The organism is Albimonas sp. (genome assembly GCF_055129145.1).
Window position 1 is genome coordinate 1 of sequence record NZ_JBSRTQ010000109.1, and the last position, 14,841, is coordinate 14,841.

At 71.8% G+C, this 14,841-nt stretch carries 12 protein-coding genes; 3 read left to right on the plus strand and 9 right to left on the minus strand.

Annotated elements, in window-relative coordinates:
- Window positions 1-172: 172 nt before the first annotated feature.
- Complete coding sequence (locus ACTB72_RS15680; RefSeq protein ID WP_463037940.1) at window positions 173-895, plus strand: alpha/beta fold hydrolase; 723 nt, start codon at window positions 173-175, stop codon at window positions 893-895.
- A gap of 36 nt (window positions 896-931) precedes the next feature.
- Here the strand turns inward: ACTB72_RS15680 and ACTB72_RS15685 are convergent, their stop codons facing one another.
- From ACTB72_RS15685 to ACTB72_RS15715, 7 genes are all read right to left on the minus strand, one after another.
- Window positions 932-1,807: a class I SAM-dependent DNA methyltransferase gene (locus ACTB72_RS15685; RefSeq protein WP_463037941.1), complete on the minus strand. Its 876-nt coding sequence runs from the start codon at window positions 1,805-1,807 to the stop codon at window positions 932-934.
- A gap of 41 nt (window positions 1,808-1,848) precedes the next feature.
- Window positions 1,849-4,173 carry a hypothetical protein gene (locus tag ACTB72_RS15690; protein ID WP_463037942.1) on the minus strand — a complete coding sequence of 775 codons (2,325 nt, stop codon included), beginning with the start codon at window positions 4,171-4,173 and terminating at the stop codon, window positions 1,849-1,851.
- A 138-nt stretch (window positions 4,174-4,311) separates the two neighbouring features.
- Complete coding sequence (locus ACTB72_RS15695; protein WP_463037943.1) at window positions 4,312-5,691, minus strand: M20 family metallopeptidase; 1,380 nt, start codon at window positions 5,689-5,691, stop codon at window positions 4,312-4,314.
- A gap of 77 nt (window positions 5,692-5,768) precedes the next feature.
- The gene (locus tag ACTB72_RS15700; protein ID WP_463037944.1) at window positions 5,769-6,578 is read right to left on the minus strand and encodes an N-acyl homoserine lactonase family protein; all 810 of its coding nucleotides are present in this window, start codon (window positions 6,576-6,578) and stop codon (window positions 5,769-5,771) included.
- Window positions 6,579-6,671: 93 nt separating this feature from the next.
- Entirely contained in the window at window positions 6,672-8,126 is a 1,455-nt protein-coding gene (locus tag ACTB72_RS15705; RefSeq protein ID WP_463037945.1) for an amidase, read from the minus strand.
- Window positions 8,127-8,218: 92 nt separating this feature from the next.
- Window positions 8,219-8,587, minus strand: a complete 369-nt coding sequence (locus ACTB72_RS15710) for a nuclear transport factor 2 family protein (protein WP_463037946.1) — start codon at window positions 8,585-8,587, stop codon at window positions 8,219-8,221.
- Window positions 8,588-8,599: 12 nt separating this feature from the next.
- Window positions 8,600-9,709 carry a Gfo/Idh/MocA family protein gene (locus ACTB72_RS15715; RefSeq protein ID WP_463037947.1) on the minus strand — a complete coding sequence of 370 codons (1,110 nt, stop codon included), beginning with the start codon at window positions 9,707-9,709 and terminating at the stop codon, window positions 8,600-8,602.
- Between the two features lie 319 nt (window positions 9,710-10,028).
- On the opposite strand from ACTB72_RS15715, the gene pobA reads away from it, so the two are divergent.
- Together pobA and ACTB72_RS15725 are read left to right on the plus strand one after the other, a co-directional pair.
- Entirely contained in the window at window positions 10,029-11,201 is a 1,173-nt protein-coding gene (gene pobA, locus ACTB72_RS15720; RefSeq protein ID WP_463037948.1) for a 4-hydroxybenzoate 3-monooxygenase, read from the plus strand.
- Window positions 11,202-11,220: 19 nt separating this feature from the next.
- Window positions 11,221-12,111, plus strand: coding sequence for an EamA family transporter (locus ACTB72_RS15725; protein ID WP_463037949.1), 891 nt, complete (start codon window positions 11,221-11,223; stop codon window positions 12,109-12,111).
- A gap of 81 nt (window positions 12,112-12,192) precedes the next feature.
- On the opposite strand, the gene ACTB72_RS15730 is transcribed toward ACTB72_RS15725, so the two are convergent.
- Window positions 12,193-14,103 (minus strand): DEAD/DEAH box helicase, encoded by a 1,911-nt coding sequence (locus tag ACTB72_RS15730; protein ID WP_463037950.1) that lies wholly within the window; start codon window positions 14,101-14,103, stop codon window positions 12,193-12,195.
- A 269-nt stretch (window positions 14,104-14,372) separates the two neighbouring features.
- Window positions 14,373-14,546 carry an entericidin A/B family lipoprotein gene (locus tag ACTB72_RS15735; RefSeq protein WP_463037951.1) on the minus strand — a complete coding sequence of 58 codons (174 nt, stop codon included), beginning with the start codon at window positions 14,544-14,546 and terminating at the stop codon, window positions 14,373-14,375.
- Between the last annotated feature and the right edge of the window lie 295 nt (window positions 14,547-14,841).

Consider the following 14,841-nt stretch of genomic DNA (forward strand, 5'->3'; position numbering starts at 1 on the left):
GTCCGGACCCTGGCGGAAAGGGCGGCCCGGCGCTTTCCGCCATGCGGGGGACGCCCGCCCCATCTTGACGCCGCCCGCCGCCCCGCGTCCTGTGACGCCCGCGCGCCCCGCCGCTTCGGGCCGGCGCGAAGGCCGGCGCTGCGACCGGCCGTTACGGGAGAGGAGCCCAGGCATGACCGTCATCTTCATTCACGGCATCGGCGCCGGCGCCGAGAGTTTCCACGACGTGACGCCGCTCGTCCCCGGCTCGATCGCGCTGAACCTGCCTGGCTGGGGCGACGAGCCCTGGGGCGGCGAGGCGAGCTTCGCGGGTCTTTCCGACTGGCTGGCCGCCAGGATCGACGCGCTGGCGGGGGGCGAAGCGGTGGTCGTCGGCCATTCCTTCGGCGGCATGCTGGCGCTGGAGACCGCGCTGACCCATCCGGACAAGGTGAAGGCCTTCGTCGCCATCGCCACCTCGCCCGCCTTCGGAGGCCGCGACGACAGCTTCAGGACCCAGTTCCTCGCCGCCCGGCTCAAGCCGCTGGACGAGGGGATGACGATGGGAGAGCTCGCGCGCAATTCCTCGAAGGACCTTTCGGAGCGCGGCGTCGCGCCCGAGCGGGTCGAGCGCTTCGCCGCCTCGATGGGCGCGCTGCCGGAAGAAGTCTATCGCGACGTGGTCCGCTGCCTGACCACCTTCAATCGCCGCGCGGATCTGGAGCGGGTGAGCCAGCCCGTGCTCTGCCTTGCGGGCGACGACGACGCCACCGCGCCGGCCAAGACCATGGAGAAGATGGCCGCCGCCATGCCCAGGGGCGAATACGCCTGCATCAAGGGCGGCCACCTCTTGCCCAACGAAGCGCCCGAGGCGGTGGCCGGCGCGGTCAACGCCTTTCTGGCGCGCCTCGGCTGAGGCCCGCGCAGGGCGGGCGTGCGCCCGCCCGACGCCTCAGACGGGCCGGCGGGCGACGACCAGATGGCCGGGCTCGGGCCGGCCCTCGTTGGTGCGGATCACCCAATCCTCCATCGCCAGGATCTCGAACCCCGCGGCGGCGAGCCCGTCGCGGATGTAGCCGCCCGAATGGTGAAAACGCTGGTGGGGGCCGATGCGCCAGGGGCGGCCGTCGAAGGCGGGGTCGGGCAGGGTCTCGGTCGAGAACGCGAAGCGCCCGCCGGGATGGAGCTGGGCGAAGGCGCCGGCGAAGAGATCCTCCAGCGCGCCGAGATACGGCAATACGTCGGCGGCGCAGATCAGGTCCCAGGGGCCGGCGACGTCGCCGTCCTCGTCCTCCGCCGGGGCATGCAGAAATCCCACGGCGTCGCCGACATAGAGCTCGTCGTAGAGCTCGCGCTCATCCGCTTCGCCCAGCATCTCCTCCGACAGATCGACCCCAGTGGCGTGGCTGACGGCGCCGCCGAGCGCCGCGGCCATCAGCCCGGTGCCGCAGCCGAGGTCGAGCAGCGTCAGGTCGTCATCCTCGGCCCCTGTGGTCTCGACCAGCGCCGCCAGCCTGGCGGGCACCCGGTAGCCCAGCTTGCCGACCAGGATTTCCTCGAAGGACGCGGCGTGCTGGTCGAAGAGCGTCGCCACATAGGCGGGCGAGGCCCGGTCCGGATCGGCCGCGGCCCCCAGCGCCGCCAGCCGCACCGCCGCCCCGCCATGATCCTCGGGATCGAGCGCCAGAACCTCGCGCCACGCCGCCGCCGCGCCCTGCACGTCGCCGGCCTTCTCGCGCGCCAGCGCCAGGTCATAGGCGAGGGCGAGGGGGTCGGTCTCGGGCGCGTCATCGGCGTCTGGAACGGAAGAGAGATCGTCGTCGGTCATGGTCGGGATCCTGGGCGGTGAAGTCGGGTCAGTCGGCGCAGTCAGTCAGCGGGGGCGGGCGCGACGGCCGGCGCGCCGTCGCCGGCGGGAGACGCGGCGGGACTCTCGGGCGCCGGCGGCGGCGCGGGCGCCATCCGGGCGACGCCCTGCAGGTCATCGATCCCGTCATAGTCGTAGACCAGTTCCGGCCCCGCGGGCGTCTGGACCACGCGGCGGCCGAAAACCCCGTTCTCGTAAAGCGGATAGGCCATGATCGCCGCGCGCAAGTGCCGGCCGCGATCGTCCGTGGTCAGCACCCGCGCCCCGTGCCGGGTGAACCGGGCGAACTCGTCCTTGCCGCTGCGGGTCCAGCCGAGCGGACGGTTCTGGGCATCCTCCAGCGTCACGTCGCGCCATTCGCGGACCGGCCACAGCAGCGGATCCGAATAGGCGTCCTGGCGGGTCAGCGCGTCGTAATCCACCATGTCGAGCCGGCCGCCCAGCCCGTAGACCCGCTTCTCCCGCGGCGGGAAGGCGACGGAGACGAAGGCCGGGGCCGAGATCCAGACGCCGTTGTCGACGAACACCGCGACATCGACGCGCTGGGAGCGCAGGGCGGGGTCGCCGGCCACGGGCACGTCCTGCTGCCAGTCCACCGTGATCTCCGCCGCCTGGGCCTCGTCGCCGAGCGGGCGGATCGCGACCTTCTCCGGATCGCCGCGCAGCAAGGCCCAGCGGAATTTCAGCGGGCGGCCGTTGGGGTCGACGGTGCCGGCGGCGGTGACGGTGAGCCGCAGCCGCCGGTCGGTCCCGCGGAACAGCAGCGCCACGGCGGAGGGCGTCTCGAACAGCGTTTCGCTCAGGCCCTCGCCGAACAGCGTCACTCCGCGGGTCGGATTGCGCGCGTCGAGCACCTGGAGGCGCGGCGCGGGCGGGATCTCGGACGGCAGCATGGCGTTGGCCATGCGGACCATGCGTTCCGGCTCCGCGTTCTCGGGCGGGAACACCGAAGGATGCGCGATGCCGGAGAGGTAATCGGCATCGGTCTGCACGTCCTTCTGGCAGCGCCGCCAGATCATCTGGATCGTCGGCGCGATCAGCCGCTCGCGCACCAGGGCGGCCTTGGTCTCGGGCCGGAAGGCGGCGAGGATCATCGCGACGCTCTCCATCGCCACCTTGTCGGACCAGGAGCTGCCCTGGGTGATGATCTGGTAGGGCGTGTTGGCGGGAAACAGGTCGCCATAGAGCGGGTCGTGATCGCGATGCTCGGGATAGATGTAGAGCTGGTTGGAGGCGTATTCGCGCCACAGCTCATGCGCGGTCTCGGGCGAGCTGACCATCAGCCGGCCGATGCTGCGCCAGGCCGCGCCTTGGGTGATGGCGGTCGAGGAGTTGCCGAAGAGCGGTGGCGCGGTCTCGCCCAGCGCGCTGATGGCGAGGCCGAGCGGCGCGCTGCGTTCGAACCCCTCGACCCGGGCTTCGGGCGCGTGCTCGATCGGGGTGACCGACGGAAACCGCGCGAGGTTGAGGGGCGAATGGTCGTCGTCCCGGTTCTCATAGAAGTCGCCGCGATTGCCGGCGGCCTGGCCGGCGGCGATCAGGCGGTTGAGCAGGACCGCTGCGGGCGAGGCGCCGCCCATCACCGGGGCCGGGCCCGCAGGCGTGGGAGGCACCGAGAAATAGGACCGCACCGCGCCGTCGATGTCCGACCATTCCGAATTGCCGGCCCCGACCACCGCCACGCCGTCGACCAACGGCGCCGGCACCGCGACGGGTTCGGGATTCGGCGCGGGGTCGGGGTCGACCGGGGCGTCGGCGCCGGACGCGGCGGTCTCGTTCAGCAGCGCGACCGCGCGGGCGTAGTCGGGTTCGGCCCGCATCGCGGCGTAGACCGGCGACGTCTCCGCCGCGGAGGTGTCGCGCAGGCCGTGGCGCACCGCTTCGAGATACTGGCGCGCGGCATCCGCCGCCGCCCCGCGCTCGGCCTTGAGGCGCATCGCGGCGACGCGCAGGCTGACCATGGCGGGATAGCGCGCCATCAGGCTCTGGGTCTGGACTTCGGCCCCGATGCGGTCGCCCTGACTGTAGAGCCGGCCGATCACCGCGCTCGCCCTGGCGAAGGACGCGCGTTCGAAGGGGGTGAGGTCGCCGGGCCGCTCAGGCTGGGCGCGGGGGACGGGGATCGATCGCGGCGCCGAGGCCGTCCCGGGCGTCGCCCGCGGGCCGAACTCCCACCAGCCCGCGCCGATCAGCGCGACGCAGACGAACCCGATGGCGGCGAGCGCCAGCCGCCGCATCAGCGCCTTGCGCGCGCCGTCGTCACGGGGCGAGTCGCCTGGCCGGCCGACAGGCTGGACAGGGTCTTCAGGGCGATCATTGGGCGGCAAGCGGCGCCTCCGGTCATGACGCGGAGAGGCTGCGCCGCGTCGCGCGCATATTGTCCCGACGCCGATGGGGAAACAAGCCGGCCGTCGGGTGGCCAGTCGTCGCGCGCGATCCGCTGCCGGGCGCGGGTCAGGGACGGGTCAGAGGCGGGGCGGGGTCCCGCCCTCGCCCAGATCCCACCAGACGCCGGCCATCAGCCCCAGCGCCTCGCGGCAGAGCGGGCGCAGCGTATGCTCGTCGGGCGCGTGCTGCGAACAGCCGGGATGCGAATGCGGGATCCACACGGTCGGCAGTCCGAGGATGTCGGCGAAGACCTCGTTGGGCAGGGAGCCGCCGAGATTGGGCAGGCGGGCGGGCTCGGCCCCCGCGGTGCGCGCGAGGCTCGCGGCCGTCCACACCGCCCAGGGCGCGTCGGGGTCGAGCCGCGTCGCGTGGAAATCCACGTCGCCGTCGAAGAGGATCGCCACATCGTCGAAGCCTGCGCGGTCGAGATGGCGGCGCAGGGCGGGGAGGATGTCGTTTTCGTCGGTGCCGACCACGAAGCGCAGCTGGCAATGCGCGATGGCCGAGGGCTGGATGGCGTTGACCGGCCGATCCACGTCGCCGGCCCCCATCGCGCGGATTGCAAAAGAATTCCAGCCCCAGACCCGCTCTCCGGGCGTCAGCGAAGGCTCGCCCCAGTCGGGGTCGATCTCGGGCCCCTCGTCGCCCACCGGGCAGGACGCGATGGCGGCGCGGACCGAATTGCTCAGCGAGGTCGGCCGCCATTCCGGCACATGGATGGTTCCGCGCGCGTCGGTGATCGCGGCGAGCGCATGGGCGAGCCGGATGCCCGGATCGCGCAGCAGCCCGCCCCAGTTGCCCGAATGCTGGGCCCCCTCGCGCAGCCTGCATTCCAGCGAGAAATTCAGCGCCCCGCGCGAGCCGAGGAAGATGGTCGGTCGGTCGGTCCGAACGCGTGGCCCGTCCGACGCGATCATCACATCGGCGGCGAAGCGGTCGGGATGGGCCGCGAAGAGTTTCGCGAGGCCCGGCGACCCCGCCTCCTCGCCCATCTCCAGCGCGAGGCGCAGGTTGAACCCCAGCTTGCCGCCGCGCGCCTCCAGCACCTGTTCCAGGGCCATCAGGTTGATCAGGTGCTGGCCCTTGTTGTCGGCGGTGCCGCGGCCGTAGAGCCGATCGCCGTCGGGGGTGAGGGCGAGCGGGTCGCGATCCTCGCGCCAACGCCCCTCCATGGTCGGCACGGTGTCGCCATGGCCGTAGGTGAGCACGGTGGGGAGGGCGGGGTCCTCGAACCGCTCGGCCTGCAGGATCGGGGGGCCGCCGGGCTCGGGATTGGCCATGATCTCATGGGAGAACCCGAGGCGGGTCAGCCAGGGAATGATCAGGCGGTCGAGATAATCGGCCAGGCCCGCCGGCTCGCCATCGGTGCGGCAGGCGACGAGCTCGGCCAGCGCGGTTTCGAACCGGCCGGCATCGACAAGGGCGTGGGCGTCGGCGACGGCCTGGGTTCGGGTCATGGGGGCATCCTCGGTTATTGCATTCAGTCGAACCTAGTCGGGCGGACGCCTCGAAGGGCGCCGCGCACGTCGCCGCATCACCTCGTGCCCAGCGGGTCGAAATCCCGCGGCGCCGCGTCGAGCCGGAACACGAAGCCTCCCGCCACCTCCGGAAAGAACCGCCGCACCAACGGATCGTGGCCGGGGATCACCAGTTCGGGCCGCGAGGCGAGCGCCTGTATGGTGCGGTAGCCGTCCAGCGTCTCGCGCATGTCGGCGACGATCGGGAAGGGACGGCCCGTCAGGTAATTCTCGTAGTAATGCGAGGCGTCGGAGGCGAGGCAGACATACCCTTCGCGGGTCTTGACCCGCACCGCCATCAGGCCCTTGGAATGCCCGCCGACGGCATGGACGGTGACGCCCGGCGCGACCTCCGCGTCGCCGTCGTGAAAGATCACCCGGCCCGAGAACACGTGGCGAACCATGTCGCAGACATGCTCGGCGGAGAACGGGTGGTTGAGCGCCGGGTGGCACATGCAGGCGCCGGTGGCGTAGGCCATCTCGGCCTCCTGCAAGTGGAAGCGCGCGTTGGGGAAATGGCGCAGGCCGCCGGCGTGGTCGTAATGCAGATGGGTGACGACGACCTCGTCGATGCCCTCGGGGGTCAGGCCGAGCGCGGCGATGGCTTCGGCCGGTTCGCGGGCCACTTCGCGGTTGCGGCGCGCCCCCTCGGCCCGGTCGAAGCCGGTGTCGACCAGGATCGCGCGCTCGCCCTGGCGCAGCGCCCAGACGTAGAAATCCAGCGGCATCGCCGCCGCATGATCGTCGCCGCCCAGAAAGTTCATGTTGCGGGTGCGCGTGGCGACCTCGCCGTATTTCAGCGCGTAGACTTCCCAGATGTCGGACATGGCCGCGTCTCCTCCCGTTTCTTGTCGGAGGAGTGTGCGGCGCCGGGCGCCCCTGGGGAAGGGGCGCCCTGTGTCATATCAGCGGCGTGATGGTCAGGTGAAATTGGCGAGCGGCGCGCGCTTGTCGGCCCAGGGTTTCGCGGCTTCCAGCTGGGCGGCGAGCGAGATCAGGCGGCAGTCCTCCCCGAAGGGCGCGGCGATGTGGACGCCGACCGGCAGGCCGCCCCTGGACCAGTGCAGCGGCACCGAGATCGCCGGCTGGCCCGACATGTTGAACGCCGCGCAGATCGGCGAATAGGCGCTGACGCCCTGCGGCCCCAGGCGGAAATCGAGGTAGTCGTCGTTGGCATGCGAAAACCGTCCGACCTCCGCCGGCGGCTGCGACAGGACCGAGGACACCACCGCGTCCATCCCGCTCATCCACCGGGCCAGCGCGCGGCCATAGGCGTGCACGATGTTGATGGCGCCGAGATAGGCGGCGCCGTCGATGGTCTCGGCATGGCGGCGGGCGGAGAAGGCGAGCCGCTCGATCTCGCCCGGCTCGACCTCACGGCCCCGCGCGGCGGCGACCTGGCGCAGCTTCAGCGCCGTGCCGCAGGCGATGATGTCCATCAGCGCGCGCATGGCCTTGGGGGTGTCGGCATCGGGCAGCGGGGCCTCGAACACCTCATGCCCGAGATCCTTGAGCAGGGCCGCGGCATCCTCCACCGCCGTCACGCATTCTGGGTCGATGGGCTCGCCGGTCAGGGTCGTGGTCAGGATGCCGATGCGCAGTTTTCCGGGCGCGGTCCTGGCGGCGTCCGCAAAACTCATCGGCAGTTCGGGGGCGGCGTAGGGGTCGCCCAGCTCCGGCCCCATCACGATGTCCATCAGGGCGGCCTGGTCGCGCACGGTCCGGGTGACGAAGCCGGCGGTCGACATGCCCCCCCAGCCCTCGCCCGCGAAGGGGGCGAGCGAGACCCGGCCCCGCGTCGGCTTGACCCCGAAGAGCCCGCAGGACGCGGCCGGGATGCGGATCGAGCCCGCGCCGTCCGAGGCATGCGCCGCCGGCAGGATGCCGCCCGCCACCACCGCGGCCGCCCCGCCGGACGACCCGCCCGAGGTGTGGTCGGTGTTCCAGGGATTGCGGGTCGGGCCGCCATAGACCGCGGCCTCCGTCGCCGGGCCCACGCCGAATTCGGGGGAGGTGGTGCGTCCGAACGTGACGAGACCCGCGGCCTTCGCCTTTTCATAGAACCGGCTGTCGCCCGGGCTGGTCAGGCCCTTGAGCAGGGCCGAGCCGGATGAGACCGGGAAATCCACCGCCTCCACCCCGATGTCCTTCAGGAGAAACGGCACACCCTTGAACGGTCCGTCGGGCAGCCCCTCGGCGATCATCCGCCGCGCCGCGCCTTCGTTGAGCAATGCGATGGCGTTGAGCCGGGGATTGCGCGCCTCGACGCGCGCCAAAGCCTCGTCCAGCAGCTCGGTGGGCGAGATCTCCCCCCCGGAAACGAGGGCGGCGAGCCCGGTTGCATCCTGGGTGTCGAAGGCGTCGGCGATGGACATGGCGGCGAAGGCTCCCGGGGTTGTTGTCAGGCGGGCTTACCTTTGCGCGCCCGCCCGCCCGACGCCAGAGAGGACTCGGATGCGTCGCAAGGTCAGGGCGGCGGATGGCTCGCGGCGGCGTCGACCACAAGCCCGTCGGGGCCGAAGCGCAGGGTTTCCACCGCGGTGACGCCGGCATGGTTGCGGTAGACGATCACCACCATCTCATGCCCGGCGAAGACCGAGACCAGCTCGAAGCGCAGATCCGGCTGGCGTTCCAGCGCCGCGGCCCAGTAGGCGCGCAGCGCGGGCAGGCCGCGCACCTCCCCGGCGCCGGTGAGCGGGATCGCCTTGCGGGACCGGAAGACGATGGCCTCGGCGTAATGCGCCAGGATCCGGTCGAGGTCGTGGCTGTTCCACGCCGCCGCCCAGTCGCGGGCGAAGGCAGGAGCGTCGGCGGGGTCGAAAGAGGTCGTGGTCATGATGGCTCGCGATCAGACGGCGGGGCCCTGGCCGGAGAGGTCGCGGAAGATCGCGGCCGCGGTCGGCTCCCATATATCGGGTCGTTCGGGATCGGGCACCATCGGCGCGCCGCGACGGGCTGATTCCTCGATCGAGAGGGCGAGCGCCAGCGACCGCAGCGCATCGATGCCGGTGATGAGCGGCTCGACCTCTCCGGCCGCGACCCGGGCGAAATGCACGAGCTGGGCGGCCATCGGGTCGGTCGGCGGGCAGGGCAGCGACAGCCGGGTCAGCACCGTGCCCCGGTCGCCCTTGCCGGCCCCGCCATGGCGCCAGTAAGTGAGCGAGGGCAACGACATCGACCCTTCCGATCCCACCAGGCGCAGACAGTCCTGGCCGGAGAAGGCGATGTCGTCGACCTCGCCGGTCGCGGCCTCCCACCCCCAGGGCGACAGGCCGGTCTCGCTCAGGATCGCGGTGGCGAGCGCGCCTTTCTCGAACCGGATCACCGCCGCCGCGACGTTGGGGCCGGTGGAGACGCCGCCGCCCGAGCTCATCGCCGCGACCTCCGACGCCTCGCCCAGCATCCAGCGCATCAGATCGACGTCATGGATCAGCCGGTCGAGCACCGGCCCCTCCCCCGACTGCACGCGCAGCGGATAGGGGCGCGAAGTGTCGGGCCGGCGCAGGTGCCAGACCGCGTCGGCCGCCGCCAGGTCGCCCAGCAGCCCGCCCTGCGCGGCCTCGTGCGCCGCAGCGGCGGCGGGATGGTGGCGCCGTGCGTGGCCGGCGAGAAGGGCGACTCCCATGGTTTCGGCGGCGGCGATGATCCGGCGGGAATCGCGCAGGCTCGCGCCCAGGCCCCCGATCAGCAGCAACGGCAGACCGCGCGCGGCCGCGGCCTCGGCCGCGGTGACCCGGCTGGCGGCGGGCAGGGCGATCACCGCGCCGGCGACGTCCGCGGCCAGATCCTCGATCTCGGCCACCGCGGTCAGACCGAGGCTCTCCAGCCGCTCGCGCCCTTCCTCGGACGGCGACACCACGGCGACCAGCCGCAGCCGCGCATCGGCCTGGATCAGCCCCGCCTGGCGCAGCCCCTCCCGTCCGCCGCCGACCACGGCGACGGGCAAGGGCGCGGTCATCCCGGCCTCCCGCGCGCGAAACGGTTGCAGGCGGCGCAATCGGATCTGACCGGCTCGGGGGGAAAGAGAGGCATGAGGGCGACCGGAGGAAGGACGTGGCTGGGATGCAGGGCGGCGAGACGTCGCGGAGGAGTCTGGCGGAAAATTCTTAACGGAACGGCTGCGCCTCAAGGGGCGCGCCGCGAATTTCTATCAGATTTCAACGACGCCGTCGCGCCCCTATCTGAATGAGAGGTTTACGCAACGCCCATATGCATGACGTTATGGTTGCCTGGACGTCGCCCTGTATAGAACAGGTCGTCGATCTCGGGAGATGCGGATGCGGGTGCAGGTGGCGATTCTGGGCGGCGGTCCTTCGGGCCTGATGCTCGCCCGGCTGTTGGCGCAGGCCGGGGTCGAGGCGGTGGTGCTGGAGCGACGGAGCCGCGTGCATGTGCTGTCGCGGATCCGGGCGGGGGTGCTGGAGGCGGGCTCGGTCGACCTCTTGCGCGCGGTCGGGCTCGGGGCGCGGATGGACGCGGAGGGGCAGGTTCACCACGGGACGGTGCTCGCCTCCGACGGCGCGTCGCTGCGGATCGACTTCCACGAGCTGGTAGGCCGCTCGGTGACCGTCTACGGCCAGACCGAGGTGACGCGGGACCTTTACGACGCGCTCGACCGCGACGGCCCGACCGTGATCCACGGGGCGGAGGTCGTGGCGGTCGACGGGCTGGAGGATGCGCAGGCCCGGGTGACCTGGCGGGACGCGGCCGGCGAGACCCATGTCGTGACCGCCGACTGGGTCGCGGGCTGCGACGGCTACCACGGCGCCGGGCGCCGGGCGATCCCGGCCGAGCGGCTGCAGGTGTTCGAGCGGGTCTACCCGTTCGGCTGGCTGGGCGTGCTGACCGAGCGGCCGCCGGCCAGCCCGGAAGTGCTCTACGCCCGCCATGTCCGTGGCTTCGCGCTCGCCTCGATGCGCAGCGCCAGACTGTCGCGCTATTACATCCAGGTCCCGCAGGGGACCAGGGCCGATTCCTGGTCCGACGACGCCTTCTGGGACGAGCTGCGCCGCCGCCTGCCGGCCGAGACCGCGGAGGCGCTGCGGACCGGCCCTTCGATCGAGAAATCCGTGGCCCCGCTGCGCTCCTATGTCGGGGAGCCGATGCGCTGGGGGCGGCTGTTCCTGTGCGGCGACGCCGCCCATATCGTGCCGCCGACCGGCGCCAAGGGGCTCAACCTCGCGCTCGGCGACGTGCGGCTGCTGGCCGAGGCGCTGACCGCCGCCTGCCTTGACGGGGACGAGGCCGGGGTCGAGACCTATTCGGCCCGGGCGCTCGCCCGGGTCTGGCAGGCGGAGCGGTTCAGCTGGTGGATGACGACCCTGATGCATCTGTTCCCGGAGACGGGGCCGTTCGGGCTGCGGATGCAGGCGGCGGAACTCGCCCATCTCGCCCGCTCGCGCCCCGCGCGGCAGGCGCTGGCCGAGGCCTATACCGGCCTCCCGCTCTGACCGCCGCGGGAGGGCGCGCGTGGACCTGATCCTGGTCGCGATGGCGCTGGCCTCGGCCTTCTGCTTCGCGCTGGCTTTGGTGCTGGTGGTGTTCGGGCTGCGCGGGGCGGCGGGGGCGGGGATCGGCGCAGGGGCTGGAGCGGGCGTCTCCATTCCCACCACGGCGGCCCTCTTCCTCGTATTGTCGCCGCTGACGGTCGATGTCGCGGGCTTCGATCCGCACGCCGCTCTGGTGTTCGCGGCGGCGGGGCTGTTCTATCCGGTGGCGGTCACCTGGCTGACCTTCGCCTCCAACCGCCGGCTGGGGCCGAACCTTACGGGCGCGCTCGGCAATCTCGCGCCGCTCTTCGCCGTGGGCTTCGCGGTTGCGCTGTTGGGAGAGGTCCCGCGGGCGGGGCAGGTGGCGGGCGTGGTGGCGATCTGCGGGGGGGCGAGCGTGCTGTTCCTCGGCCGCGGGGCGAGCGGGGCGCGGATGGCCACGACGGCGGCGCTGCTGCCGCTGGCCGGCGCGGCGTTGCGCGGGGTGGCGCAGCCGGTGGTCAGCATCGGGCTTCTGGCGTGGCCGGATCCGTTCGCGGCGGCGCTGATCGGCTATCTGGTCTCGGCGGTCATCGCCCTGGCCGTGGTGCGCGGGCGCCCGGCGTGGCGGGGAGAGCGGGTCCCGGCGATGCCGGGGCGGGCGCGGCTGTGGTTCATGGCGACGGGGATCAGCAACGGGGCCGCGGTGCTGCTGCTCTACGCGGCGCTGGCGCGGGGGCCGGTCGCGGTCGTGGCCCCGCTGGTCGCCTGCTATCCGGTGATGACGCTGCTGCTGAACCGGATGGTGCATCGCGACCGCAGTCTCGGCTGGCGCGCCGGGGCGGGCGTGGCGGCGATGGCGGTCGGAGTGGCGATGTTGCTGGCGGGCTGACGGGACCCGAGCGAAAGGGGCGGGCGCCTGCGCGCCCGCCCCTTTTGATGTCTGGTGGTTCGTCCGGTCACGTCGGCGAGGTCACGCGGCCTCGCTCTGCTCCTGCTCCAGGGCGTCGCTCTCGACCTCTTCCGAGGCGTTGGCCCGGCCGGCCTTCATGATCCGGTTCACGTCCACTTCGCGGAGCATGAAGGCCGGGACATGGTCGCCCATGCCGACCACGGGACCGCCGCCGCCACGACGGCCACCCCGATCCGTTCCGCGATCCGATTCGCCGCGTCCGCCGCGTGAGGCGCGATCTTCCCGATCCGGGCGCGAAGCCTCGGGACGCGGGGCTTCTTCCTTGACGACTTCGGCGCGGGCGTTGTCAGCCCGGCCGTTTTCAGCACGGGCGCTGTCATCGCGGGCACTGTCGCCGCGGCTGCTGCCGGACCGCGCGCTGTTCGAGCGTCCGCCGCGACCGCGACGGGTCTCGCGCGGATCCTCGGAGGCGCCCTGGTCGCGCGGATCCTCCACGGTCGGCGTCGTCACCGGGGGGGCGATCGGAGCGGCGGCCTCGTCGGTCGCGGCGGCGGCGCGGCTGCGCCGGGCGCGACGCGGCTTCGGCGCAGGGGCCTCGACCTCGGCTTCCGGCGCGGCGACGGTCTCGACCGCCTTTTCGGCGGGCGTGTCGCTCACCGGCTCGGCGCCTGCCGCGACTTCGGTGGTCTCGGCCTCGGGCGTCTTGCGGCGCGAGGCGCGCTCGGTCCGGGCGCGGCGACGGGGACGGGCCGCGACCTCGTCATCGCCTTCGCGGGCGGGCTTGGGCGCGGCGGTTTCGACCGCGGCCGGGGCCGGCGCTTCGCCCGACATCGGATCGTCCATTTCCGGAACAGGCATGCCGAGCAGCTCCTCGATCTTGTCCAGGTGCTTCTCTTCGTGGCTGAAGCAGATGGTGATCGCCTTGCCCGACCGGCCGGCGCGGCCGGTGCGACCGATGCGGTGCACGTAATCCTCGGAATGGATCGGCACATCGTAATTGTAGACGTGGGAGACCGAGGGGATGTCGAGCCCGCGCGCCGCCACGTCCGAGGCCACCAGCACGGTGATCTCGTTGGAGCGGAAACCGTCGAGCGTCTTGGTGCGGATCGACTGGTCGAGGTCGCCATGCAGGGCGCCGACGCTCATGCCGGCCTTCTTGAGGTACTTGAACACCACATCAACATCGCGTTTGCGGTTGCAGAACACGATGGCGTTGGTCAGCGTGTCGCCCTCCGCCACGATCAGGCGGCGCAGGATCTCACGCTTCTCGCTATCGGCGACGTCCTTGCGGGCGGCCTTGTGGCGAACGACGCGCTGTTCGATCGTCGAGGCGGCGGTGGCCTGCTTGGCCACCTCCACCCGCACCGGCGAATGCAGGAAGGTCTCGGTCAGACGGGTGATCTCGGGGGGCATGGTCGCCGAGAAGAACAGAGTCTGTTTGGTGAAGGGCAGCAGGCCGAAGATCCGCTCGAGATCGGGGATGAAGCCCATGTCGAGCATCCGGTCGGCCTCGTCCACCACCATGACCTGCACGCCGGTGAGCATCAGCTTGCCCCGTTCGAAATGGTCGAGCAGGCGGCCGGGGGTGGCGATCAGCACGTCGACGCCGCGGTCGATCAGCTTGTCCTGGTCGCGGAACGACACGCCGCCGATCAGCAGCGCCATGGTCAGCTTGTGATACTTGCCGTAGGTCTCGAAATTCTCGGCCACCTGGGCGGCGAGCTCGCGCGTCGGGCAGAGGATGAGGCTGCGCGGCATGCGCGCCTTGGCCCGGCCCTGGGCGAGGATCGTGATCATCGGGATGGTGAAGGCCGCGGTCTTGCCGGTGCCGGTCTGGGCGATGCCCAGCACGTCCTTGCCCATCAGCGCGTGGGGGATCGCCTGCTCCTGGATCGGAGTCGGCTGGGTATAGCCAGCTTCCTCAACGGCCTGGAGCACCTTGGGGTCGAGTTCGAGATCAGCGAAGTTCATCGGATCCTTTCGCGGGGTCGTCTGCGGTCGGGGGAGGCGGACCGCTTTTTTCCGCGCGGTCCCGTCGTTGCGCCCGTATGGCGCTTGGGCGCGCAACATACGCTCAGGGGGTGGAAAGTCAATGAAAAGGGCGCCGGGGCGTCGCGGCCGATCTGCGCCCCGGTCGGACCGAGGCGCAGGGCATTGAAAAAGGCGCCGCCCTGCAACAGGCGGCGCCTCGGTTGCCGATGACGATGCGGGCGGTTGGAAGCCGGCCCGTCGTCGAAATATCAGGGGATCTTCTTCTGGGTGGTCTCGGCGGTGTTGCTGACGGCCTTGCCGCCGGCCGAGATGTCCTCGCCCATGCCGTCGATGGTGTTGCAGGCGGTCAGCGACAACAGGGCCAGCGCGGCGACGGCGAGGGTCAGGCGGGCGGCGGAAAGGGGGGTGCGGACGAGGGTCATCTTGGCGCTCCGAAAATACGCGAGTGGGAGGTGGAATTTAGAGCCCCGCGCGGCGAAATCCAGTGCAATCGACAGGTCCGCGCGAGATCGCCGCGCGGGCGTGTCCGCGCGGGCCGAAGACGGTCAGGCGGCGGGCTCCGGCCTCAGACCAGCATCTCCTTGGTGGCCGAAAGGCGCACTTCGGGATGGTCGCGCGCCACCCGGTCGAGGTCCCATTGCAGGCGGGTCATGTAGACCGGATCGCCGTCATTGTCCTCGGCCATATGGCCCTTGTTGGCCTTCATGAACGCCTCCA

Bases quoted from the DNA above. Each gene is read 5' to 3' on its own strand.
- ACTB72_RS15680 (WP_463037940.1), top strand. From the start codon at position 173: ATGACCGTCATCTTCATTCACGGCATCGGCGCCGGCGCCGAGAGTTTC.
- ACTB72_RS15685 (WP_463037941.1), bottom strand. From the start codon at position 1,807: ATGACCGACGACGATCTCTCTTCCGTTCCAGACGCCGATGACGCGCCC.
- ACTB72_RS15695 (WP_463037943.1), bottom strand. From the start codon at position 5,691: ATGACCCGAACCCAGGCCGTCGCCGACGCCCACGCCCTTGTCGATGCC.
- ACTB72_RS15700 (WP_463037944.1), bottom strand. From the start codon at position 6,578: ATGTCCGACATCTGGGAAGTCTACGCGCTGAAATACGGCGAGGTCGCC.
- ACTB72_RS15705 (WP_463037945.1), bottom strand. From the start codon at position 8,126: ATGTCCATCGCCGACGCCTTCGACACCCAGGATGCAACCGGGCTCGCC.
- ACTB72_RS15710 (WP_463037946.1), bottom strand. From the start codon at position 8,587: ATGACCACGACCTCTTTCGACCCCGCCGACGCTCCTGCCTTCGCCCGC.
- ACTB72_RS15715 (WP_463037947.1), bottom strand. From the start codon at position 9,709: ATGACCGCGCCCTTGCCCGTCGCCGTGGTCGGCGGCGGACGGGAGGGG.
- pobA (WP_463037948.1), top strand. From the start codon at position 10,029: ATGCGGGTGCAGGTGGCGATTCTGGGCGGCGGTCCTTCGGGCCTGATG.
- ACTB72_RS15730 (WP_463037950.1), bottom strand. From the start codon at position 14,103: ATGAACTTCGCTGATCTCGAACTCGACCCCAAGGTGCTCCAGGCCGTT.
- ACTB72_RS15735 (WP_463037951.1), bottom strand. From the start codon at position 14,546: ATGACCCTCGTCCGCACCCCCCTTTCCGCCGCCCGCCTGACCCTCGCC.